The sequence below is a fragment of the Achromobacter sp. JD417 genome (genome assembly GCF_041879325.1).
Taxonomy (GTDB): domain Bacteria; phylum Pseudomonadota; class Gammaproteobacteria; order Burkholderiales; family Burkholderiaceae_B; genus Achromobacter; species Achromobacter mucicolens.
On the sequence record NZ_CP087159.1, the window covers coordinates 2,902,498 to 2,926,842 of the forward strand.

14 protein-coding genes are annotated in these 24,345 nt (G+C 68.4%); 6 read left to right on the forward strand and 8 right to left on the reverse strand.

Going from position 1 to position 24,345, the window contains the following annotated elements; translation table 11 throughout:
* Positions 1-10: 10 nt before the first annotated feature.
* From treY to glgA, 8 genes are read right to left on the reverse strand one after another with little or no spacing between them, the layout of a single operon-like run.
* Positions 11-2,638: a malto-oligosyltrehalose synthase gene (gene treY / locus LN047_RS13405; RefSeq protein WP_373981991.1), complete on the reverse strand. Its 2,628-nt coding sequence runs from the start codon at positions 2,636-2,638 to the stop codon at positions 11-13.
* A complete protein-coding gene (gene malQ, locus LN047_RS13410; RefSeq protein WP_373981992.1) occupies positions 2,635-4,755 on the reverse strand; it encodes a 4-alpha-glucanotransferase in 2,121 nt (706 codons plus the stop codon). Before malQ ends, treY begins: the two co-directional genes overlap by 4 nt.
* Positions 4,752-6,539 (reverse strand): malto-oligosyltrehalose trehalohydrolase, encoded by a 1,788-nt coding sequence (gene treZ, locus LN047_RS13415; protein WP_373981993.1) that lies wholly within the window; start codon positions 6,537-6,539, stop codon positions 4,752-4,754. Before treZ ends, malQ begins: the two co-directional genes overlap by 4 nt.
* The gene (glgX, locus tag LN047_RS13420) at positions 6,536-8,647 is read right to left on the reverse strand and encodes a glycogen debranching protein GlgX (RefSeq protein ID WP_373981994.1); all 2,112 of its coding nucleotides are present in this window, start codon (positions 8,645-8,647) and stop codon (positions 6,536-6,538) included. The genes treZ and glgX overlap by 4 nt, the downstream gene beginning before the upstream one ends.
* A 4-nt stretch (positions 8,648-8,651) precedes the next feature.
* Complete coding sequence (gene glgB / locus LN047_RS13425; RefSeq protein WP_373981995.1) at positions 8,652-10,850, reverse strand: 1,4-alpha-glucan branching protein GlgB; 2,199 nt, start codon at positions 10,848-10,850, stop codon at positions 8,652-8,654.
* A complete protein-coding gene (treS, locus tag LN047_RS13430; RefSeq protein WP_373981996.1) occupies positions 10,847-14,224 on the reverse strand; it encodes a maltose alpha-D-glucosyltransferase in 3,378 nt (1,125 codons plus the stop codon). The genes glgB and treS overlap by 4 nt, the downstream gene beginning before the upstream one ends.
* Positions 14,221-17,418, reverse strand: coding sequence for an alpha-1,4-glucan--maltose-1-phosphate maltosyltransferase (locus tag LN047_RS13435; RefSeq protein ID WP_373981997.1), 3,198 nt, complete (start codon positions 17,416-17,418; stop codon positions 14,221-14,223). Before LN047_RS13435 ends, treS begins: the two co-directional genes overlap by 4 nt.
* Positions 17,419-17,430: 12 nt before the next feature.
* On the reverse strand, positions 17,431-18,999 hold the full coding sequence (gene glgA, locus LN047_RS13440) for a glycogen synthase GlgA (RefSeq protein WP_373981998.1): 1,569 nt from the start codon (positions 18,997-18,999) through the stop codon (positions 17,431-17,433).
* A 251-nt stretch (positions 19,000-19,250) separates the two neighbouring features.
* Between glgA and LN047_RS13445 the strand changes: the two genes are divergently transcribed.
* The 6 genes from LN047_RS13445 to LN047_RS13470 all read left to right on the forward strand — a co-directional run bounded on the left by LN047_RS13445 (position 19,251) and on the right by LN047_RS13470 (position 24,342).
* Positions 19,251-21,023, forward strand: coding sequence for a thiamine pyrophosphate-requiring protein (locus tag LN047_RS13445; RefSeq protein WP_373981999.1), 1,773 nt, complete (start codon positions 19,251-19,253; stop codon positions 21,021-21,023).
* A gap of 39 nt (positions 21,024-21,062) precedes the next feature.
* On the forward strand, positions 21,063-21,263 hold the full coding sequence (locus LN047_RS13450) for a hypothetical protein (RefSeq protein WP_280018288.1): 201 nt from the start codon (positions 21,063-21,065) through the stop codon (positions 21,261-21,263).
* An 89-nt stretch (positions 21,264-21,352) separates the two neighbouring features.
* Positions 21,353-21,694 carry a YqjD family protein gene (locus LN047_RS13455; RefSeq protein ID WP_056317742.1) on the forward strand — a complete coding sequence of 114 codons (342 nt, stop codon included), beginning with the start codon at positions 21,353-21,355 and terminating at the stop codon, positions 21,692-21,694.
* A gap of 233 nt (positions 21,695-21,927) precedes the next feature.
* Positions 21,928-22,356 carry a PRC-barrel domain-containing protein gene (locus LN047_RS13460; RefSeq protein WP_152384423.1) on the forward strand — a complete coding sequence of 143 codons (429 nt, stop codon included), beginning with the start codon at positions 21,928-21,930 and terminating at the stop codon, positions 22,354-22,356.
* A 21-nt stretch (positions 22,357-22,377) separates the two neighbouring features.
* A complete protein-coding gene (locus LN047_RS13465) occupies positions 22,378-23,064 on the forward strand; it encodes a PIG-L family deacetylase (RefSeq protein WP_373982000.1) in 687 nt (228 codons plus the stop codon).
* A gap of 168 nt (positions 23,065-23,232) precedes the next feature.
* Positions 23,233-24,342, forward strand: a complete 1,110-nt coding sequence (locus LN047_RS13470; protein ID WP_373982001.1) for a DUF748 domain-containing protein — start codon at positions 23,233-23,235, stop codon at positions 24,340-24,342.
* Positions 24,343-24,345 lie beyond the last annotated feature (3 nt).

The following is a 24,345-nucleotide window of genomic DNA, read 5'->3' on the forward strand; positions in this document are numbered from 1 at the left end:
CGTCTCGCGCTCACGCAGACAGGCACAACGCTGCCGGGCCGTCGCGCAACACTTCAGACAGCGGCAGCAGGCCATCGGCGCCCGCGCGCACCCGGCGTCCAGTTAGCGCGTCGTGCCAGGACAAAACCGGGCTCGCCGCCGGCAACCGCAGCGCCGTATCGCCCCAGAACACCCGCGCGGCGCCCGGATCCCCGTTTACATAGCCGGTCAGCCGCAATGCGCAGGTGCGCGCCCCGACGATAAGGGCCGTCTGACCCTCATGTTGGCGCACGTAGGCCAGCACATGGTCCGCCTGGCTGCCTTCGGCATGCACGGCTTGCAAGGTGCCTGCCGCAAACGGCGCGGGGGTACGCTGGCGGGCAAGGAGCAGGCGGTGGATCAGGGCCTGCTTGACCGCGCCCGTGCGCCAAGCCGATTCCGACAGGTCCATTGCCACGTCGCGCGACCCTTCGGCCAGCAGCCGGGCGCGCAGGCCGTAGTCGACCGGCCTGCGGTTGTCCGGGTCGACGAGGCTGAAATCCCAGAGTTCCGTACCCTGATAGAGGTCCGGCACGCCCGGCAACGTGCAGCGCAGCAGCGTCTGGGTAAAGCTGTTCACCATGCCGGCGGGTGCGATTTCCAGCGCAAAGGCCGCAATGCTGGCCAGCACGGCGCGGCCGTCGGCGTCGTGGCCCAGCCAGGTCAGGCACGCCTTTGCGGCCGCTTCGTATGCCGGGTCCTGGTCGGTCCAGCTGGTGTGCAGCTTGGCTTCGCGCAGCGCCTTTTCCTGCCACTGGGCGACACGGTCCAGCCAGGGTTGCAGGCGGTCGGCCGGCCAATCGGACGGATCGGCGCGCCAGTCGCAGGGCCAGGCGCCGACCAGGGTCTGAATGAGCATGTAGCGGTCGGCACGCGTCATGCCGGCAGGCATGGCGTCGATCCAGCCGCGCGCCGCTTCCAGCCAGCGCTGCGGCATTTCCGTCAGGACGGCAAGGCGGGCCCGCGTGTCTTCGCCGCGCTTGTGATCGTGCGTGGCGGTGGCCAGCATGGCGCGGGGATGCGTGCGGGCTCGGGCGGCACAGGCCTGAAAGAACTCGTCGCCGGACAGGCCGAAGCGCGCGGGCGACGCGCCGACCTCGTTGCGAGACAGCAGCGGCCCGTAACGGTAGAAAAGCGTGTCCTCCAGCGCCTTCGCGGCCAGGGGCGGGGTCAATTGCTGAAAGCGCCGCAGTGCAGTGGCGTGTTCCGGCTGGCCATTGAACCATTCGGCGATCTGCGCCAGCAGCGTGGCGTCCGCCGAACCTTCACGAGCCGCCAGCGCCAACGCGGCGCCCTGAACGGCGGTGTTGCGCCGATGCGCGTCCGCCGGGTTGCTGCCCTCGTCCTCGGCGTAAGTGCGGTAGACGGGGAAGGCCGCCAGCAGGGCGCTCAGCGCGCGGTCGATCGCTGTCGCCGTCCAGTCGCGCGTGCGCACGTCCTGGCTGGCGAGCTGTTCAAGGCAGCCGACCAACGCCTGCCGTTCGGCGGGGAAGTGCCGCACCAGCATGCGCACGCGCGCCGCGCGCAACTGCTCGGCAGCGTCGCGGTGGTCGCCGGTCAATTCTTGCCAGAATGTGCGCAGTGGCGCCTCGCCCTGCGGGTCATGCAGCACGGCGCTCACCTGGTCCATGAAGTCGTAGCCCGTGGTGCCGTCGGTCTGCCAGCGAGGATCCAGCGCCTCGTCATGCGCCAGGATCTTCTCCACGACCAGATACGGCTGGTCCTGGCGCAGCGCAGCGGGCCGGCTGGCGTTGGCTTGAGCCAGACGCGCCGACAGCCGCCGCAAGTAGCCCCCGGGCGACGCCAGCCCGTCGATGTGGTCGATGCGCAGGCCGTCCAGCACGCCTTGGGCGTACAGGCGCAGGACAAGCGCATGGACGGCGTCAAAGACCGCCTCGTCCTCGACACGCACGCCGACCAGTTCGCTGATTTCGAAGAAGCGCCGCCAGTTGATCTGGTCGGGCGCGGTACGCCACCACGCAAGGCGGTAGTGCTGGCGTTCCAGGAGTTCATGCAGACGCTGGCGGCCGGGCGCCTCGGCGGGGTCGTGTTCGCGCAGCCACGCTTCGCGTACGGCGCCGCGCGGCACGGACGACGGAGTCAGCGGATAGCGCTGGCCATGCACGTCCAGCTCGGGGGCGGCGGCATCCGGGTCCCATTGCGGCGTGATGGCGCCGCGTTCCAGGGACGCGCCGTACGGGTCGCCCAGCACGGGCAGCAGGACCTTGTTGCGCAGCGCCGGCGCGGGACGATTCCAGTCGATATCGAAGTAGGCCGACCACGCGCTTGCCGCGCCGTTGGCGAGCACGTCGCGCCACCACGCGTTGGTGGGATGGGCCGCCATGTGGTTGGGCACGATATCCGCGATGAGGCCCAGGCCGCGTGCCCGCGCGGCGCTGGCCAGCCGGAGCAGGGCGGGTTCGCCGCCCAGTTCCGGGCTGACCACGGCGTGGTCGATGACATCGTAGCCGTGCGTGGAACCCGCTCGCGCGCGGGTGATGGGCGACAGATACAGATGGCTGACCCCCAGGTCCGCGTAGTAATCCACCTGGGCGCACGCGTCGTCGAGTGTGAAGCCTGCGTGCAGTTGCAGCCGGGCGGTGGCTTGCGGTGTGCTCAAGATTGTCTCCTTCCGGCGCGCGCGGCATCCAGGCGGGCCTGCGTGGCGGGATCGGCAAAGGTCGCGCGGATGCTTAGCGGCAACCGTTGGCACCAATTGGGGTGGGTGTCGATGGTGCCGGGCAGATTTGGCTGGTCCAGTACGCCGGCAACGTCTTCCATCGGAATCAACATCAGCGGGCACGGGCTGGAGGACACGAACTGCAGAAGCGCGGGCACCGGCGCTTCGGCGGGCGGCGTTGCCAGGCTTGGATCCAGCGCCCGCGAAAGCAGCTCGCGGTCCAGCGCCCGTCCGGCGCGAAGACTTTCCTCGCTGTCGTCGGCGCCCAGCAGACCCAGTTTGACGCGCCAGTCGATGTCGCGCTCGTCCCACCAGCCGCGCAGGGTGGGCAAGTCATGCGTCGTCGTCATGGCGACCGCGTTGCGCGGCCACTCGGCGGGCGTCGTGAAGCCGGCCGGGGTGTCGGGACCCGGCTGGGCGTCCGGCGCCTGACGCATGAACCAGAGCACGTTCATGCCGAGCACGCCGTTGTCCTTGAGCCGGTCATCAAAGCCCTCGGGCACGGTGCCCAGGTTTTCGCCGATGGCGCAGGCGCGGTGGCGCCAGGCCTCCAACGAGATCAACGCAAGCATGTCGTCCAGCGGATAGCGCAGGTAGGCGCCATCGGCGGGCGACGCGCCCTCGGGCACAAGCCACAGACGGGCCATCCCCAGGATGTGGTCGATGCGCACGCCGCCGGTATGCGCCAGCACGGCGCGCAGCATGTCGATGAAGGCGGCGTAGCCCTGGGTGTGCAGCGCGCGCGGCGACAAGGCGGTCAGGCCCCAGTACTGCCCGAGGGGGTTGTAGATGTCGGGCGGCGCGCCCACGGACATGCCGCGCATGAGGTCGGCCTGGCGGCTCCAGGCGTGGCTGCCGTCCGGACTGGCGCCCACGGCCAGATCGGCGAGCAGGCCGAGCCGCATGCCGACCTCGCGGCCTGCGGCGTGCGCCGCAGCCAGGCTCTCTGCCGCAAGCCACTGCGCGAATTGGTGAAAGTCCACGTCCAGCGCATGGTCCTCGGCAAATCGCTTGACCTGCGACGAGGCGGGATCGCGCAGGGCGGCAGGCCAGCGCTGCCACGCGGGGATCGACCCGCCGGGCGCGCGTTGCGCCGCATGCAGCGCTTCAAAGATCGCGTGGTCGCGCAGAGCCTGGCCGCGCTCGGCGCAAAACTGCGCATAGCGCGCCCGCTCACTGACACCGCCATGGGTGGCGAATTCGGCATGCAGGGCACGCAGCCCTTGCAAGCGGATCGCCGCAGCGGCCGGCCAGTCGATACGCGCCAATCCGTCCAGCGCGGTCAACGCCGCGGGGGCGACGCCGGCTAGCGCGCGCTGCAGCGCATCCTGCCCCAGCACCGGGGCGGGATCGGCGTACAGCACGTTCAGGAACAGGCGGTTGGACGGCGAATAGGGGCTGGACCGCTCGGGTTGCGCGGCGTACATCGCGTGAACCGGGCTGATGGCAAGCATGTCCGCGCCTTGCTCGGCAGCGGCCACCGCCAGTTCGCGCAGCGCGCCAAAATCGCCGAAACCGTGCGTGCGCGGCATGTCGGCGCGCGCGTCCTGGCGCAGGCTGTAGACCTGTGCGGCCAGACCCCAACAGCGCGGGCTGGCCGCGCCGGTCAGATCGGCCAGGCTCGGGGCCTCGCGCGGCGCCACCGCCAGCGTGGCCTGCGCCGACGTCAACAGCAGCCGGTGGTAGCCGGGCTCGTCGGGTGCGACCAGGAACGGGATGCCGTCCGCGCCCGCCTGAATATGGCCGTTCAGGATGTGGCCGGATTCGCACAGGATGCGATAGGGGCCGCGGGCAGTCTTGGGCAGCGGCGTGCGGGCGTTGCACCGCGTCACCAGCATGGGCGGCAGCGCGTCCGCCGCCTGTTCCGCCAAGCGCTGGCGGCTGTCGGCGATGTCCCGGGACGTCTCTGCCGGCAGGTCCATCGCAGCCAGCAGCGCGCGCAAGGTTTCCGGCGCGACGCGTTGCGAGCGCTGGCGCGCATCGGTCCAATGCTCCGCGATGCCGGCCTCGGCGGCCAGCGCGGACAGGCCATCCGGCTCGGCACTGGTGCGCTTCATGCCGCGTCCTCCAGCAGCCAGACGGTGCTGTCCGGGCACAGTTCGCCTTGCGCGAGCCGGTCCCGACCGCCCGCGGGCGATTCGAACAGCAGAGTCGCGAACACGTCCGGACCGGGCATGAGCGAATCGGGCACGGTCTGAGGATTGGGCCCCAGGTTCGCGTAGACCGTCAGGCGGGCGCCATCGGCCAGTTCCCAGCGTGCAAACACGCTGCGGTCGCCCACCGCCGCGGCGCCCAGGCTGACCGCGCCCGCCAGCCGCGGCGCGATCATGCGCGCGCGCAATTGCAGGAGCGCCGTATAGTCGCGCATCCACTGGGCCGCATCTGGCTCGTCCTGCCAGGGATAGCTGGCGTGGTAGGTGGACGCGTCGTTCGGATCGGGCAACTGCGCGGCCGGGGAATCGCCGGCGAATTCGGGAAAGGCCGAAAATTCGCGTTGCCGGCCGTCGCGCACCGCCTGCGCCAGCTCGGGATCGGTGTGGCTCGTGAAATACAGGAACGGCGCGCGCGATCCGCGTTCCTCGCCCATGAAGATCAACGGGATCTGCGGCGCCAGCAATTGCAGCGCGACGGCCGCACGCAGACGCTGGGGGTTGTCCACCAGCTCGGTCAGGCGTTCGCCGCGCGCGCGGTTGCCGGTCTGGTCATGGTTCTGCAGGAACAGCACGAAGGCGGTGGGCGGCAGGTCGGCGCTGCGCTCGCCACGCGGCTGGTTGCCCCGATAGGCGGAGGGCTGGCCCTGATACACCCAGCCTTCGGCCAGGCAGCGCGCCAGCGCCTGCGCGGGCGCTTCGGCGTAGTCGGAATAGTAGCCGCGCGATTCGCCGGTCAGCAGATGGTGCAGCACATGGTGCGCATCGTCGTTCCATTGCGCCTCGAAATCGCCGCGCAGCAGGCTGGCGCGGTTGTCGTCGTTTTCGACGACGAGATGCACGTGGCGCTCGGCCGAGACGTTGTCGCGCACGAAGCCGGCCAGCTCGTGCAGCCACTCGTGTCCGGCGATGGCATGGACAGCGTCCAGGCGCAGGCCGTCAAAGCGGTACTCGGTCAGCCAGTACAGCGCGTTTTCCTTGAAGAAGGCGCTGACGGCCTCCTGCCGGAAGTCGATGGCAGCCCCCCACGGCGTGTCGATATCGGTGCGAAAGAAGGGCGCGGCATAGGCCGACAGGTAATTGCCGTCCGGGCCGAAGTGGTTGTAGACCACGTCCAGCATCACGCCCATGCCCAATCCATGCGCGGTGTCGATCAGGTTCTTCAGATCGTCGGGCGAACCGTACGCGGTGTCGGGCGCATAGGCCAGCACGCCGTCATAGCCCCAGTTCCGCTCTCCCGGAAAATCGGCGATGGGCATGAGCTCCAGCATGGTGATGCCCATGTCGGCCAATTCGGGCAACCGCGCGATCAGGCCCGCGTAGCCGCCGGCCAGTCCCGCGTGGACTTCGTAGATGACGGTGTCTTCCCACGGGCGGCCGGCCCATTCCGGGTGGCGCCAGCGGTACGCGCCGGGCGCCACGACAACGCTGTCGCCATGGACGTCGCCGTCCTGCAGACGTGATGCGGGATCGGGCATGACGGTGCCGCCGCCCAGCCGATAGTGGTAGCGGGCGCCCGCCGGGCAGTCCACATCGGCTTGCGCAAAGCCGTCCGGGCCGGGGTGCATCGGAATGGGAGGATGACCCTCGACCTCCAGCACGAGACCGGGCGGGGCGCTCGGCGCCCACAGCCGAAAGCGGGTGACGCCGCTTTCCAGCGGCAAGGCGCCGAATGAATACGGATGCGTCATGTCGCCTCTCCAGATTCCGCCCGCTGTCCCATCAAGACAAGGCTATGGGGCGCAACCGTCACCGTTGGCTCGTCCCATGGCGCGGGCTCGGCTGGCTTGTCCGAGTCCAGTTCCAACGACCAGGCGAATCCGGCTTCGGGCAGCGTGAAGGTCACGGCTTCGTGCGTGGGGTTCATCAGCAACAGCGTCACGTCGGCGCCGCCCTCGGGGCGCAGCGCGGCCCGGCGCAAGCCCATGACGCGCTCCTGTTCGGCGTCCCACGCCGGGCCCTCCAGCGGCGCGCCCGATGCGTCGAACCAGGAAATGGCCGGGACGCCCGGCAGGATCTCCTGGCCCGCATCGCCATAGCGGGCGCTGCGCACGCTGGGATGCGCGCGGCGCAGGGCCGTCAGGCGTCCCACATAGCGGCTGAGCGCCCGGCCGGCATCGCTTTGCGCCTGCGTCCAGTCCAGCCAGGAAATGGCGTTGTCCTGGCAGTAGGCGTTGTTGTTGCCTTCCTGGCTGTTGCCGAATTCATCGCCCGCCAGCAGCATCGGCGTGCCGTCGGACAGCATGGCCGATCCCAGCAGCGCACGTTGGACGCGGCCGCGCGTCTCCAGGATCTGCGGATCGTCGGTCGGCCCTTCGGCGCCCCAGTTGTGGCTGAAGTTCTCGGAGTGGCCGTCATTGCCGTCCTCGCCATTGGCCTCGTTGTGGCGGCCGTCGTAGCTGACGATGTCGGCCAGCGTGAAGCCGTCGTGCGAGGCCACGTAGTTGACGCTGGACCAGGGGCGGCGATGGCGGCGGTCGAAGATGTCGCGCGACCCGCACAGCCGCGCCGCCATCTCGCCGCGCATGCCTTCATCCCCGCGCCAGAAGCGGCGCGTGGTGTCGCGGAACTTGTCGTTCCATTCCGCGAACCCGGGCGGATGGTTGCCGAGCTGGTAGCCGTCCGGGCCGATGTCCCACGGTTCGGAGATGAGCTTGAGCCTGGACAGCACCGGATCCTGCAGGATCACGTCGAAGAATCCCGAGCCGGGGTCGTAGCCGTTGCCCTCGCGGCCCAGCGTCACGCCCAGGTCGAAGCGAAAACCGTCCACCCCGTAAGAGGTCGCCCAGTAACGCAGCGAGTCGGTCACCATCTGCAGCACCCGCGGATGCGACATGTTGACCGTGTTGCCGCAGCCCGTGTCGTTGATGTAGTAGCGTTCTTGCCCCGGCATGAGGCGGTAGTAGCTGGCGTTGTCCAGGCCGCGCCAAGAAAGCGTCGGGCCCATTTCGTTGCCTTCGCAGGTGTGGTTGTAGACCACGTCCAGGATCACCTCGATGCCCGCCGCGTGCAGACGGCGGATCGCCAGCCGCAGTTCGTTGGGGTGCTGCATCAGGTACGCCGGTTCCGGCGCGAAGTAGGACAGGGTGCTGTAGCCCCAGTAGTTGCGCAGCCCGCGCTCGGTAAGGAAGTGGTCTTGCAGGAAGGCATACACCGGCAAGAGTTCCACCGCCGTCACGCCCAGACGTTGCAGATGCTCGATGAAACGCGGATCGGCCAGGGCCGCGCAGGTGCCGCGCAGCGGCTGGCGCAGGTCTTCGCGCTGCATCGACACGCCGCGCAAGTGAACTTCGTAGATTGTCGTGTCGTTCCAGGGCGTGTCCGGGGCCTTGCTGTTGCCCCAGTTGAACGGCACCTCGTCGGCCACGATGGCCTTGGGCATGGCGGGGGCGCTGTCGCGGCGGTCAAAGCTCAGATCCTGCCGCGAATGATTCATGCGGTAGCCAAAGAGCGCATTGCTCCAGTGCAGCGGACCGCTCAGCTGGCGCGCATAGGGGTCCAGCAGAAGCTTGTTGGGGTTGAAGCGGTGCCCATTTTGCGGATCGTACGGGCCGTGGGCGCGGTAGCCGTAGAGCAGGCCGGGCTGCGCATCCGGCAGGTAGCCGTGCCAGATTTCGTCCGTGCACTCCGGCAGGTCGAAGCGGCGCAATTCCTTGCGCCCCTTGGGATCGAAGATGCACAGCTCGATACGGGTGGCGTGCGCGGAGAACACCGCGAAGTTCACGCCCAGGCCATCGCTGGTAGCGCCCAGCGGTTGGGGCTGGCCGCCGGTGATTCGGGTCAGTTGGGACGGATCCATGGATTCAGCCTTCGTGCATCAGGAAGAGAGTCGAGAGGGGCGGCAGGGTGAGCGACAGGGCCTGCGGCTGCCCGTGGGCAGCCATGTCGCCGGTGTTGGCCCCGCCCTGGTTGCCCTGGCCGGACCCGCCGTACTGGGACGCGTCGGTGTTCAGCAGTTCAGCCCAGCGGCCGGCCCGAGGAACCCCGATGCGGTAATCGTGCCGGGTGACCGGCGTGAAATTCGACACGGCCAGCACGTGCTGCTGGCCGTCGGTGCGGATGAAGGCGACGACGCTGTTGTCCTGGTCGTCCATGATCGTCCACGCGAACCCCGAGGGGTCCGCGTCTCGCGCATGGAGGGCCGGGAGGTCGCGATACAGGCGATTCAGGTCGGCCACCAGGCGCTGCATGCCCAGATGTCCCGCGTCGTCCAGCAGGTTCCAGTCCAGCGCGGCGTCGTGGTTCCATTCGGTGGGCTGGGCCAGCTCGCCGCCCATGAACAGCAGCTTTTTGCCGGGATGCGCCCACATGAAGCCGAAGTACGCGCGCAGGTTGGCCAGCCGCGCCTGCTTGTCGCCGGGCATCTTGTCCAGCAGCGACCCCTTGCCGTGTACCACCTCGTCGTGCGACAGCGGCAGGATGAAGCGCTCGCTGTACGCGTACACCATGCCGAACGTGATGTCGTGGTGGTGGTAACGGCGATGGATCGGATCCTGCGCCAGATAGCGCAGGGTGTCGTGCATCCATCCCATGTTCCATTTGTAGTGGAATCCTAGACCGCCTTCGGACACGGGCGCGGTCACGCCCGGCCACGCGGTGGACTCTTCGGCAACCATGATGGCGTCCGGCACCTCGTGGCGCACGGTGTCGTTCAGTTCCTGCAGAAACTGGACCGCCTCCAGATTCTCGCGGCCGCCATAGCGGTTGGGTATCCATTCGCCGGGCCGGCGGCTGTAGTCGCGGTAAAGCATCGACGCCACCGCATCCACACGCAACCCGTCGATGTGAAAGCGCCGCAGCCAGTGCATGGCGCTGGCGATCATGAACGCCTTCACCTCGTTGCGCCCCAGGTTGTAGACCATGGTGTGCCAGTCGGGGTGATAGCCCTCGCGCGGATCCTCGTATTCGTACAGCGAGGTTCCGTCGAAGGTGGCCAGGCCATGCGCGTCGTCGGGAAAGTGCGCGGGCACCCAATCCAGGATGACGCCGATGCCGGCGGCGTGGCAGCGGTCGACGAACCGGGCGAAGGCCTCGGGCGGCCCGTAGCGCGCCGTGGGCGCGAACATGCCCAGCGGCTGGTAGCCCCACGAGCCGCCGAACGGATGCTCCATGATGGGCATCAGTTCCAGATGCGTGAAGCCCATGGCGCGCGCATAGCCCGGCAGCTTGTCGGCCATCTGGTCCCAGGCGCAGGGGCCCGCTTCGACACTGCTCCACGACCCGGCGTGGACTTCGTAGATCGACACGGGCGCGTCGGGAGACTGGCGCGCCCCGCGCGCCTGCATCCAGTCGTCGTCGGACCAGGCGTAGGGCGCGGGATCGTCCACGATCGAGGCCGTGGCGGGCGCCATCTCGCTGCGGCGCGCCATTGGATCGGCCTTCAAGAATTGATTGCCGTTGCGGTCGGTGATGGCGAACTTGTAGCGGTCGCCAGGACGTACGCCGGGAATGAAGATTTCCCAAACCCCCGCGGCGTGGCGCAGACGCATGCCGTGGCGGCGCGGATCCCAGCCATTGAAATCGCCCGCCACTGCAACCCGCCGGGCGTTGGGTGCCCAGACTGCGCAGCGCAGGCCGCTGACGCCGTCCACCTCGACCAGGTGCGCGCCCAGCGCCTCGCCGGCCTCGCGCCACGCGCCTTGGGCCAGGCGTTGCAGCGTGGCGTCATCCAGCAGGGCGCCGAAGGCATACGGATCGGCGGTGACCTGTTCGGCCGCGGGCCAGCGGATCGCCAGCCGGTAGGAAGCCCCGTCGCCGGCCTGCGCGTACGTCACGCGGCCGACGTAGAGGCCCTGCGCCTGTTCCTCCAGGGGCGTGCGATCGCCATCCTGATCCAGGACTGCCACGGCCGAGGCCCCGGGAACGAAGACGCGCACCCAGCCGTCGTGCGGCCCCAGCACCCCGAAAGGGTTGTCGTGCAGCCCGTGGGCCAGCGCGGTCAGCGCCTGCGCGTCGATGTGGCCGTCGGTGGCAGCGGCGGGAGAGGCAAAGCCTGCGGTCATGACGTTTTTCCTTCGGCATTGATGGCGGCCGACAGCAGGACGCCGCGCGCCAGTTCGGTCAGGGCGCACAGGGGAATCGAAATCCAGTCGGGCCGGTGTGCCGCTTCGTAGCTGACCTCGTAGGCGGCTTTCTCCAGTTGCGCCAGGATCAGCAGCGTATCCTCGCGATCCCCCGTGGCGGCAAGGTCGCCGCCGCGCACACTGGTGTACCCCTGCAGGAACGCGTCCGAGGCCCGCTGGCGGAAACGCGCCAGCAGGGCGTCGCGCTGTTCGGCCGGTGCGACGGGCGGCGCGGGCACGTCGTCCGCACCCGCATTGGCGTCCAGATGCGCGCCACCGATCAGGTCCGTCCGCGCAATCGACGCCGCCGCATAGTCAAACGAGCGCAACATGCCGGCCACGTCCTTGTACGGAGAAGCGAGCGAACGCCGCACTTCCAGGCTGCTGATCGGCTCACCTTCGAAATCGATCAGGTAGGCGTCGGTCTGCGCGACCAGCACCTGGCCCAGGTGGAAGTCGCCGTGTATGCGCAGCCACGGCGCGCCCACCTCGGCCTGTGCCATCTCGGCGACGCGCTTGGCCAGGCGCTCGTGATGCTCGAAGAACCACTCCGCGCAGGCATGCGACGGATCTTCAAGCTTGTCCAGCGTCGCGCGCAGGTTCTTTTCGGCGCGGTCCAGCAGCGCGAGCACCTGCTCGGCCCGCTTGTCCGCATCCGTCTGGCTGGCGGCTCGCGACTGGAAGTCCGCATCGTCGGTTGGCGCGGCCAGCAGCGTGTGCATCTTGCCCAGCCGTTCTCCGATGGTGCCGGCCATGACGGCGTAGCCTTCCAGGGTTTCCTCGAACTCCTCGGGCGAACTGCCAACCAACAGGGCGTTGGCCAGCGTGCGCTTCAGGTAGTCCAGCGTCCAGCTCCAGGCATCGCCCTCATTGGAGACGTAGCCGTGCGCGACCGCCAGCGTGTGCACGACGCCCTCGGCGTCGACGCGCTGCACCTCGCCCAGCAGCGGCGGAATGTTTCCGTAGCCGGCCCGCGTCAGGTAGCGGGTCATCTCGGCTTCGGGCGACAGGCCCGGCTGCACGCTGCGGATCAGCTTCAGGATGACGGCATTGCCGACGATGACCGAGCTGTTGGACTGTTCGCCCGACAGCCAGTGCATGTCGAGGTCGCCGTCGAAATCCATGCCGGCCAGCCCCGCCTCGGGCAGAAAGCGGATCACGCCCGGCTTGTCGCCCGGCTTGCCGCCGCTGCGTCCGTCAAGTTCCGCGCTCGCCTGCATCGCGCGGAGCGTGCTGCGCACGAAGCCCGGCTGCAGGAAGGCGTCGGCCAGGACGCCCACTTCGGCGCCGCGGCGCACGCGGGCAATGGCGTACTGGATGACGGCGGTCTCGTCCCAGACCAGGACAAAGGGCGCTTGCGCGCGCATGCCCGTCGTGCCGTCCTCCGGCTCGATCTCGGCCCAATAGAATTCCCCGTCGGCCGAGGCGAACGGCGTGGCGTAGGCCAGACGTGCGCGGGCCGGCGCCTCCGACCCCGGATACCAGCGCTGGCGCGCCAGATACTGCGGCAGGATCTCGCGCTCCAGCGTGGCGCGGGACCCGTCGGTCAGCGCCGCGCCGCCCCGGTTCTTGAGCACCAAGGTAATCAGTTCGGGCATCTGGGCGGGCGCCGTCGCGTGCCATCCGGGCGGCGCGGCGTCCTGGCTCAGGTCCATCCAGTAAAAGCCGTACGGCGGCAGCGTCAGCAGATAGGGCAGTTCGCCGATCGCGGGGAAGGGCGTGCCGCCCAGCATTTCCACGGGCACCCGGCCCGAGAACTCCTGCATGTGCAGCTCGACCGGTTGGGCCGCGTTCGACAGGTTCGCCACGCACAGGATCGTGGTGCTTTCGAACTGCCGCAGATAGGCCAGTATCTTGCGGTTGCCGGCGTAGATGAAGCGCAGCGTGCCGCGCCCAAAGGCTCGGCTCTGTCCGCGCTGGGCCAGGAGCCGCCGCGTCCAGTTCAGCAGCGAATGCGGGTCGCGCTGCTGCGCCTCGACGTTGACGGCCTCGTAGCCGTACAGCGGGCCCATCAGCACGGGCAACGGCAGGCGCTCGGGATCGGCGCGCGAAAAGCCGCCATTGCGGTCGGGCGACCATTGCATCGGCGTGCGCACCCCGTCGCGGTCGCCCAGGTGCACGTTGTCGCCCATGCCAAGTTCGTCGCCGTAGTACAGCACCGGCGTGCCAGGCATCGACAGCAGCAGGCTGTTCATCAGCTCGACACGGCGCCGGTCGCGTTCAAGCAGGGGCGCCAGCCGGCGGCGGATGCCCAGGTTGATGCGGGCGCGCGGCTCGGCCGCGTAAACGTTCCACAGGTAGTCACGCTCGCGGCTCGTCACCATCTCCAGCGTCAGCTCGTCGTGATTGCGCAGGAAGATGGCCCACTGGCAGGTCGGCGGAATATCGGGCGTCTGGCGGATGATGTCGGTGATCGGAAAGCGGTCTTCCTGCGCGATGGCCATGTACATCCGCGGCATCAGCGGGAAGTGAAAGGACATGTGGCATTCGTCGCCCGCCCCAAAATACTCCTGCGCGTCCTCGGGCCACTGGTTGGCTTCGGCCAGCAGCAGGCGGCCGGGGTACTCGGCCTCGATCACTGCCCGGATCTGCTTGAGCACGTCATGCGTCTCCGGCAGATTCTCGTTGTTGGTGCCTTCGCGCTCGACCAGGTAGGGCACCGCGTCCAGTCGCAGCCCGTCCACGCCCATGTCCAGCCAATAGCGCATGACGGACAGCACTTCCTTGAGCACCTGCGGGTTGTCGTAGTTCAGATCGGGCTGGTGCGAATAGAAGCGGTGCCAGAAGTAGGCGTTGGCTACCGGATCCCAGGTCCAGTTCGACTTCTCGGTGTCGCAGAAGATGATGCGCGTGCCGGCGTACGCCTTGTCGTTGTCGGACCAGACATAGAAGTTGCGCGCCGCCGACCCGGGCTTGGCCGCACGGGCGCGCTGAAACCACGGATGCTGGTCCGACGTGTGGTTGACCACCAGTTCGGTGATGATGCGCAGGCCCCGGGCATGCGCCGCCCGGATCAGTTTGCGCACGTCGGCGATGGTGCCGTAGTCCGAGTGCACGCCGCGGTAGTCCGCGATGTCGTAGCCGTCGTCGCGGCGGGGCGACGGGTAGAAGGGCAGCAGCCAGATGGTGTTCACGCCCAGGCTGGCGATGTAGTCCAGCTTGGAAATCAGGCCGGGCAGGTCGCCAACGCCGTCGCCGTTCGAGTCGAAGAACGACTTGACGTGAAGCTGGTAAATGACGGCGTCCTTGTACCAGAGGGGATCATCCTGAATGGGTTGGGCTTTACTCATCATGGCGTTGGGCGCGGGCTTCATCCATGCAGCGAAAGCCGCCACACGCGATAGGGTTGGTCGGGGGTCAGCGTCAGGCTGCGGTGCTTCTGATGCCAGGTCTCGCGGGTTTCGGTCAGCAGGTCTTCGGCGGACAGCTGACCGGCGTCCGATTCGCCGAACAGCCAGAACGGCGCCTCGACGCGCGTCTCCTGCGCCTGGAACGGATCCAGGCTGATGACGGCCAGCACCACGTTGCCGTGGCCTGGCGTGGATTTGTAGAAGGCCAGCACCCGGTTGTTGCTGCTGGCGGCCAGCGTCAGGCCGCGATGCGTCTGCAATGCGGGGTTGGCGCGCCGGATCTGGTTCAGACGCGTGATCTCGGCCCGGATGTTGCCCGGGGCGTGCCAGTCGCGCTGCCGCAGTTCGTACTTCTCGGAGTCCAGGTACTCTTCCTTGCCCGGCAGCGGCGCGCCTTCGCAGAGTTCAAACCCGCTGTACACGCCCCACAGTCCCGAGCCCAGCGCGGCCAGCGCGGAGCGGATCAGAAAGCCCGGTCGTCCCGAGGTCTGCAGGAAAAATGGGTTGATGTCCGGGGTGTTCACAAAGAAGTGCGGGCGGAAGAAGTCGGCCGCCGGCGGCGACGAAATCTCCTGCAGGTAGGCTTCCAGCTCGGCCCGCTCGTTGCGCCACGTGAAGTACGTGTATGACTGCGTGAAGCCGATCTTGGCCAGCCGGTACATCATCTTGGGGCGCGTGAAGGCCTCGGACAGGAAGATCACGTCCGGATGCTGCGCGTGGACTTCGCAGATCAGCCACTGCCAGAACGGCAGGGGCTTGGTGTGGGGATTGTCCACGCGAAAGATGCGCACGCCGTGGTTCACCCAGAACAGCACCACGTCGCGCAGCGCGCGCCACAAGCCCAGCTTGCGGCCGCGGCGGGTCTGGCCGCCGTAGAAGGACACGTTGACGATGTCCTCGTACTTTTTCGGCGGATTCTCGGCGTAGCGCATCGACCCGTCCGGCCGCCACGAGAACCAGTCCGGATGCTGCGTCAGCCACGGATGATCCGGCGAACACTGGATGGCGAAGTCCAGCGCAATCTCCATGCCGTGCTGGGCGGCCGCATCCACCAGGTTCAGGAAGTCGGAGAGGGTGCCCAGCGCGGGCTCGATGGCGTCGTGGCCGCCGCTCTGCGCCCCGATGGCGTAGGGACTGCCCACGTCGCCCGGCTCGGCGCGCAGGCTGTTGTTGCGGCCTTTGCGGTTGCGCTGGCCGATCGGGTGGATGGGCGGCATGTACAGCACGTCAAAGCCCATCTCGCGGATGTCCGGCAGCCGCGCGACCACGTCGTCGAACGTGCCGTGGCGCCCGGGCTCGGCCGCCTGCGACCGCGGGAAAAGCTCGTACCAGCTGGAATGGACGGCCTGGCTGCGGTCCACCCAGACCGGGTAGGCCGTGGCGGTGACCGCTTCGAACGGGTGGTCGTCAAGCGCGTGCATGGCGTGCGCCAACGCCGGGTCCAGCAGCACGTCGACCTGCGCTTGCGTCGGGGGGACCGGACGGGTCAGGTCGGCGTCCGCGAAGGCCGCCAGCGCGCGGCGTACGGGCTCGGCGTCCGCGCCGGCGGGCGAGCCGGCTTCGGCGCGCGCCAGGGCTTCGCGCAGCAGTGCGAGGCCTTCGTGGATCTCCAGGCTGATATCGCGGCCCGCCTGATGCTTGACCTCGATGTCATGGGTAAACGTATGCCAGGCGTCGAACCAGGCGGCCACGACGAATTCATGGGCCCCGACGCGCCGAGGGCGGAATGCGCCTTCCCAGCGGTCGTTCAGGCCGCGCGTCATCGGCACGGAGTGCCAGCGCGCCTCGTCCTTGGCCCGCCAGCGCACCTCGGCGGCGAGTTGGTCGTGCCCGTCCATGAAGATGTCGGCCTGCACGGCGATGCGCGCGTGCGGGATGGTCTTGACCGGATAGAGGCCGCCATCGACGGCAGGGCTGATGTTCTCCAGCGCGACGCGCTGGTTGGCCAGGTCATCGGCGCGCGTCCGGTGGTGACGCACGGCGTCGCGGACCGGCTGGGTGGGTTGGAACATCAGCAGCGCGCAGTCGCCCGCGGCCAGGGAGTCGGCCTGCCTCTGCAAACCCGCGGGCGGCGTGAACGGGACGAGATCGGCCGGCGGCAACATCGGCGCCAGGGCATCCCAATCCACGCCCGCATGCTGCGTGGCCGACGGATTGACGGCAAGCGCCAGTGTCGCGCCATCGCCCGCATCGCGCAGCATCACGGTGCAACTGCCGTCCCGGCCGCCCAGCAGGCACAACGGGCCCTTCAGCCGGGAGCCGTCGAACCAGGCGTTCACGGCTTGCACGTCCGGCAGGCGGTGTTCGTCCTCGTCCGTCAGCATGAGTCCATCGCCCGACACCGCCGCGCTCCAGAGCGCGCTTCGGCCGTACTCAGACGGCGACTGCGCGCCGGATTGCGGCGGCGCGGCAATGACTTCGCCTATGGCGCGCAGGCGCGCGTCCTCTTCTGCCAGCCACGACGACTTGAAGTCCCACCAGGGCAGGGAAGAAAACGCGGCGTCGAACGCCGCGTCCCGCAGGCCCGCCAGGTCGGCGGGCGACAGGCCGGGTGTCCAGGCCAACAGGCGCACATCCGGATTCTGCGCGCGCAACGCGGCCCCCAGTTCCCGCCACGCCTCTGCCGGCAGCCGGTGAGGCGCCTGGAACACCAGGCCCTTGACCCCGCTGCGCGTCCAGCCGAGCAGACGCGCCGTCCACGCCGGCAGAAAGCCGGGCGGAAGGGGGCCTACAGGCAGGTGCAGCACCCCGCGCTCCTGCGGCGTCAGGCGCGGATCGCGCGCGGGTTCTTCATGCAGCGACCGGTACCACCCGGGTTCGGCGGTGGTCGCCACGGCATGGCGCGCACTGCGGTCCAGGATCACGTCGACGAACAGCGATAACCCGTGGGTCGACAACTGCGCCGCAATCTCGGTGTACCACTGAGTGATCGGCGTGTCCTTACCGTCCACGCGCGCGGTGTCCGCGTCCTGCGGGGCATGCGAGCCCGGTTCTGGCCCGGTCAGCCATGGCGCCGGCGCCAGCACGGCATTGAACCCGCGTTGCGCGAGGCGTTGGCACAGGGCCTGGAGGTCGGATTGGCCCTCCGGCAGGCCAGAGCGGGCGTGATAAAGACGTAGCGGGGCGCGGGACGGCGCGAGGGCGGTGGAAGGGGGCACCGGGCTGGCTCCTTAGATGGCGGCAGGCAGTGCGCCGCCCGCGCGCGGCTGGCGGCGGTTGACGGCGGCAACGTCCGCGGGCTGCACGGCCGAGGCGGGCGCCGCATCGCGATACTCGGGTTCAACCAGCGACCGGTACAGGCTGGCATATAGGCTGACCGCGGCGCGCCAACCGAAATCGCTGTTCATCGCGTTGCGCTGCATCAGCCGCCAGAGAATGCCGTGGCCGCGCAGGTCGATGGCGCGGTCGATCGCGGCGCTCATGGCCTGCGGCGAGTCGCCTTCAAAAAGCAGGCCAGTGGCCGATGCCATGGCCGACAGCGGGGCGCGCGGACCGGGATCCTGGATCGTATCGGCCATGCCGCCCACCCGCGAGCCGATCGGCAGGGTGCCGTAGCGCATCGCATACAGCGGGGTCAGGCCGAAGGGCTCGAAGCGGCTGGCATGCAGCAGGATGTCGGAGCCCGCGTGCAGCCGGTGGGCGATGCCCTCGTCGTAGCCGATATGGGTGGCGCAGCGTCCCGGATAGCGGCGCGCGATGTCCTGCAAGGCTTCTTCCAGCCGGTGATCGCCTTGACCCAGAATGGCGATCTGCAGATTGGGGTGGCGGTCCAGCGCTTCGGGAAGCGCGTGCACCGCGACGTCCGCCATCTTCTGTTCCGTCAGGCGGTTGCCCATCCCCATCACCGTCGCGCCCAGATCCGGGCGCAAGCCGAACTCGCGTTGCAACGCCGCCTTGCAATGAATCTTGTTGGTCAGGTCGCGGACCGAATAGCGATGGCTACGCAGGTACGGATCGTGGGCAGGGTTCCACAGCACGTCGTCGATACCGTTCGGGATCGGCAGCAGGTCGTCCGCACGGCTGCGCAGCAGCGCGTCCAGGCCGCAACCGAATTCCGGCGTCATGATTTCGCGCGCGTAGGTGTGACTGACCGTGGTGACGCGGTCCGCGTAGCGGATGCCGGCCTTCAGGAAGTTGAGCTGCCCCCAAGCCTGGGCGCCGTCGTCGGTACGGGCCCATTCGGGCACGCCAAATTCGTCGGCGCATGCCATCGGGAACAGCCCCTGGAACGCCAGGTTGTGAATGGTCATCACGCTTTTCACGTCGCGCAGGTCGGCCGCGCGCAGCAGCAGCGGCACCAGGCCGGCATGCCAGTCGTGCGCGTGCACCAGCGTGGGGCGCGCAACGCCCGGCAATCCCGCCGCCACGCGCACGGCGGCGTGCGCAAGCGCTGCGTAGCGCAAGCCGTTGTCGGGGTGCTCGCGCCCGTTCTCGTCGGCGTAGAGGCCGCCGCGGTCGTACAGGGCATCGTTCTCAAGCACCAGATAGTCGATGCCGGATTGGGGACATTTGCCTTCCAGCAGGACGGCCGGGCCGCCGGGCAGATCCTCCAGCGTGGCCACTTCGCGCACGCGGTTCAGCTTGGCGCGCACGCCCCGATAGGCAGGCAGCAGCACGCTCAGAGGCATTCGCGCCTCCATCAACGCGCGGGCCATGCCGGTGATGGCATCTCCCAGTCCGCCCGTTTTGGCCAGCGGAAAAGCTTCTCCCGCCACAATCAGGGTTCTTGTCTTCGCCATGCTTGCTCCAGTTGGTACGCCGAGGCCTTCCCTTACGCAAGCCGTGTGCCCAAACGCGCCGGCAGCAGAAAAATTGCGCAATGCAGCACAAATGCGGGTCATCCAAACGATGGAACGACGGCGCAGGCCGGGCGCCCGCTACGGCCGGTTTGTAATTTTTATCTGCGCCCCTGCGCCCAAATTCCAATCAGGGGCAGGAACGGCGGTTGCTGCAAGGAGACGCTTTCAACGACGACCGCATGGAGAAACGTATGGAAACAGTGTCGGACTTCGTGTTGAAGCGGCTGTCGCAGTGGGGCGTGCGCAAGGTGTACGGGTATCCCGGCGACGGCATCAACGGGCTCATCGGTGCCTTTGGCCGCACGCAGGAGCCGCTGGAATTCATACAAGCCCGGCACGAAGAAAGCGCCGCATTCATGGCGTGCGCCCATGCCAAGTTCACGGGGCAGGTCGGGGTATGCCTGGCGACCTCGGGGCCCGGCGCCATCCATCTGCTCAATGGTCTGTATGACGCCAAGCTGGATCATCAGCCGGTCGTGGCGTTGGTGGGCCAGCAGGCTCGCAGCGCGCTGGGCGGCGACTACCAGCAGGAAGTGGACTTGATCAGCCTGTTCAAGGATGTCGCGCACGATTACGTGCAGATGGCGACGACGGCGGAGCAGGCGCGCCATATGGTGGACCGCGCCATGCGCATTGCCCTGGAGCGGCGTAGCGTGACCTGCGTCATCTTTCCCAACGACGTGCAGGACTTGCCGGCCGTGCCGGCGCCGCCCCGCGAGCACGGCACGGTGCACACAGGCATCGGCGTGACCTCCCACGCCGCCGTGCCCGGCCCGGATGCGCTGCGCAACGCCGCCGACATCCTGAACCGCGGCGAGAAGGTGGCGATCCTGGTGGGCGCGGGCGCGCTGCAGGCGGGCGAACAGGTCAGCCAGGTCGCCGAGCTGCTGGGCGCGGGCGTGGCCAAGGCGTTGCTGGGCAAGGCCGTGTTGCCGGACAGCCTGCCTTACGTGACGGGCGCCATCGGGCTGCTCGGCACGCAGCCAAGCTGGGACATGATGAACGAATGCGACACGCTGCTGATGGTGGGCACCTCGTTCCCGTATGCGGAGTTCCTGCCGCAGGAAGGCCAGGCGCGCGCCGTGCAGATCGATCGCGACGGACGCAAGCTCAGCCTGCGCTATCCCGTGGAGATCGGGCTGGTGGGCGACAGCCGGTTGACGCTGGAAGCGTTGATACCGCTGCTGGAACCCAAGAAAACGCGGCGCTGGCGCGAGCGTATCGAGAAGCAGGTTTCCGCCTGGCGCGAAACGGTGCATGCCCGTGCGATGGTCGATGCCAAGCCGATCAATCCTCAGCGCCCGTTCCTGGAGTTGTCCAAGCGGTTGCCCGCGCAGGCCATTCTGGCCTGCGACTCGGGCTCGGCCGCCAACTGGTATGCGCGCAACGTCGACATTCAGGCCGGCATGATGGGTTCGGTGTCGGGCGGGCTGGCCACGATGGGTTGCGGCGTGCCCTATGCGGTGGCGGCAAAGCTTGCCTATCCGGATCGGCCTGTCATCGCCCTGGTGGGCGACGGCGCGATGCAGATGCTGGGCATCAACGAGCTCATCACCATTGCCCACCGGTGGCAGGACTGGAGCAATCCCACCCTGATCGTCATGGTGCTGAACAACGGCGATTTGAACCTGGTGACATGGGAACAGCGCGTGATGGGCGGGGACCCGCGCTTTCCGGACTCGCAGTGGTTGCCGAAGTTTTCTTACGCGGAATACGGCCGGATGCTGGGCCTGGAGGGCATCCGGGTGGACAGTCCCGACGACGTCGGTCCGGCGTGGGACCGCGCCTTGGCGGCGGGACGTCCTGTCGTGCTGGAGATGGTGACCGATCCCGAGATGCCGCCGTTGCCGCCCCACATCCCGGCCAAGCAGATCGGCGCGTATTTCAAGGCGCTGCGCCAGGAAGATGCCGCCACGGGCGGCGCGGCGCTGCGCGCGACGATCAAGCAATGGTGGGCAAGTTGACAGCCGATTGCATCAGTCTTTTCATTTCAGGAGCACATCATGGCAAACACCGAGGGGACGCGTTCCCCACCGCCCGGGCAGGGCGGACAGAAGACCCCGGACCAGGCGCCAGCCGAACAACCTCAGCCCGACGCGCCCGGCGCGGGCAAGGATGAGAAGGGGCGTTGGCCTCCGGACAGCATTCCCAATCCCATGCCGGGGGTCGACCCCCAGCAGACGCCGGGCATCGACCGGCTGTGACCGGTCCTGCACGGCTTGCGGCTTGCGGGCCGCGCCTCGCGTGCGCCGTGCCGCGGGGGGAGCGATCCGCACTTTTCAAAGGAGTACACATGAACAAACGAGATAGGCTGCGCGACATGTTCCACACCTCGGACTCGTCTTCGCGGACGATGCGCGACCTGATATCAGGCACCGAGGATTTGCTGCGAAGCACCGCCAGCTACAGCGGGTCGGAGATCGAATCCGCCCGTGACAAGCTCAAGCACCAGCTGGACGCCGCACGCGATCAGGCCCGCGGATGGGAGCGCGCGGCCTGGGACCGGGCGCGCGTGGTGTCGCACGCCACGGACGAATACGTGCATGAAAACGCCTGGAAGAGCATCGCAGGCGCCGTGTTGCTGGGCGTGCTGGCCGGGATCTGCATGATGTCGGACCGCGGCAACCGGCGCTGACGCCAACCCGCGCTGCCCGACCCCGCGCGCCGGCCGGGGCCGATCCTGCACACGCAGGGCCGGCCCCGGCATTTTTGTGGGGCCGCATGTAAGAACTGCCATCTTGTCCGGGCCGGACCTGCGCAGGGCCGGGGCGCCAAGCCGCACAGCGGTGTGGCACAGGGCTTGCTTGGAGGGTGACCTGCATGCCGAACCGTTCGCCATGCAAGACGCTTTACTGAAGGAGACTCACCATGAACCATCCGTTGACAGGCGCCGGCCAGGCGCAAAGCGAAACCAAGATCGTGGGCGGTCCGAAAAACGATCCCAGCGGTCCCGGTCCGCAGATCATGGCGGCCAGCACACTTGAAGGGAACGACGTCTACAACCCGGCCGGCGAATCGCTGGGCAGCATCCAGGAAATCATGCTGGACGTGCCGCACGGGCGCATCGCGTATGCCGTCCTGTCGCGCGGCGGCATCCTGGGCATTGGCGACAAGCTGTACGCCATTCCGTGGAGCGCGCTGACGCTGGATACCGACCGCAAGTGCTTCGTGCTGAACGTGGACAAGGAAGTGCTCAAGAACGCCGACGGGTTCGACAAGGACAATTGGCCCAGCATGGCGGACGAAACCTGGGCCAGAGGCATTCATCAGTACTACAACCAGCCCCCGTATTGGTAAGCCGCCACCGACGAGGACGCCATGCTCCGGGAAGGCAGACTGATTGCGGTTTCTCCCTGCTTCAACGACGCCGTCGGCGGCTGTGCAGGCCTGTTGGCGGCGCGTCCGGACAGCACCGTGCTCACGGTGTATTCGGGCTTGCCGCTACCGTCCGGTTGCGCCAGCGGCAAGGACAGCGCCGACCGTCTTGCAAGCGTGCGCGATGCCGTCCTTGCCCGCCAGGCCAGCAGCGTGCGGGCGCTGTCGCTGCTGGGCGTGCGCGGCGTGCAGATGGATCTGGTGGAAGATCTGCACCCGGACAGCGGCAGAGCCGGACGGTTGACGGGCGCCCTGGCATCGGCGCTGTCCGCGCTGCGGCCACGGGTGATCCTGATGCCGCTGGGGCTGTGCGGGGCGGCGCAGCTGCTGGTGTCGGACGCATGCCTGACCGCGCGGGCGCTGTTTCTGCGTGTGGAGTGGATCGCCTATGAAGAGGTCGCCGACGCCGAGCCGGGCGCGGTCCAGGAGCGGCTGGCCAGTCTGCTGCGCCACCGGATCCTGGCTTCGCCGTTCGACGCCGGCGCCGAGGGCGATGTCACGCGAGGCCGTCAGCGCGCCCTGGCCGCGCGCAACAGCCTGGCGGCAGAGGTGCAAGCGGGGCAGGTTGGCGCTTTGCCATGCCGTCCCGAACGCTACTGGCGCCTGTCCTGGCGGCGTGAGGTCGCTTGACCAGCATCGAGACGGCGAGGCCAGGCGCCGTCTCATCCTTTTCGAGCATTGATGAATGATTGCGCATCCCGGACGATGCTCTAGGTTGCGCAGGCCGCCGCGCCTCGCTATGGTGCAAGGGGTGTGGCGCCGGCGGCGCCGGTGATTTGTACAACTTCGGAAACCAAGATGAGTTCGAACGCAGCCGACGCGCGTGGCCGGTCAGGCTGGGGCACCGCCCTGGCGATACTGCTTCTGATCGGGGCCGTCCTTGCGGTGCTGGCGCTGGCCGCCACCCGCGTGGTCGAACAGCGCATCGCCAGCATTCTGGGCCCCCGCAGCCAGGTCGGCAACGTGCAGGTCGGCCTGCGGCAGGTGGTGCTGACCGACGTCACCGTGCCCGGCGCATCCGGCCAGCCCGGCGCGCGCGCTCAGCGCGTGGAACTTGAACCGGAGTGGACCGCCTTTCTGCGCCGCGAGGCCGTGTTCAAGCGCATCATCATCGACGGGTTCGATTTCGCCGTGGTGCGCAGTCCGGACGGCGACATGCAGATATCCCCCGCGCTGCAGGCGGCGCTGCGGGCGGGCGTGGGGGATGGCAAGACGCGGCGCAACGGGCCGATCCGCGTCGCCGAGCTGATCCTGCGCGATGGCCGGCTGGAATACCTGGACGGCGCTGTCTCCAAGCCGCCGCATCGCATTCCCTTCAAGGACGTGCAGGCGCGGCTGCAGCCGGTGGTCATTCCTGGCGATGGCACGTCCAGCGACATGGAATTTACCGGCAAGGTCGAGGACAACCGCAATGGCGAGTCGACGGTGCGCGCGCGGGGCAAGGTGGTAATCGGCGGCACGGACGCCGACATCACGGTCGCGGCGCGCAACATGGACGTGCGCCATGCCGCGCCTTATCTGGCCGAGAACGGCGCCGGCTCGCTGGCGGGCGGTTCGATGGACCTGGACATGAAGACGTCGATTGCCCGCCATGAGCTGAAGGCTTCGGGTGCCGTGGCCTTGCACAACCTGAAGTTCAGCGGCGACGGCAGCCTGTTCTCGTTGCCGCGCAAGGCGGTGCTGGCGGCGATGAAGGACAAGAGCGGCACGGTCCGTTTCGACTTCGCGTTGGCGGGCAGCCTGGATAATCCGAAGTTCTCGGTCACGCGCGGCTTTGCGGCGCAGGTCGCGCAAGGCTTCGGACACGCCATCGGGGTGGGCGCCGAAGGCGCCGCGGAAGGGGTCGCGGGCGCCGTCAAGGAATTGGGCAACGCGTTGTCGGACCTGCTCAGTCCCACCAAGCCCTGAGCC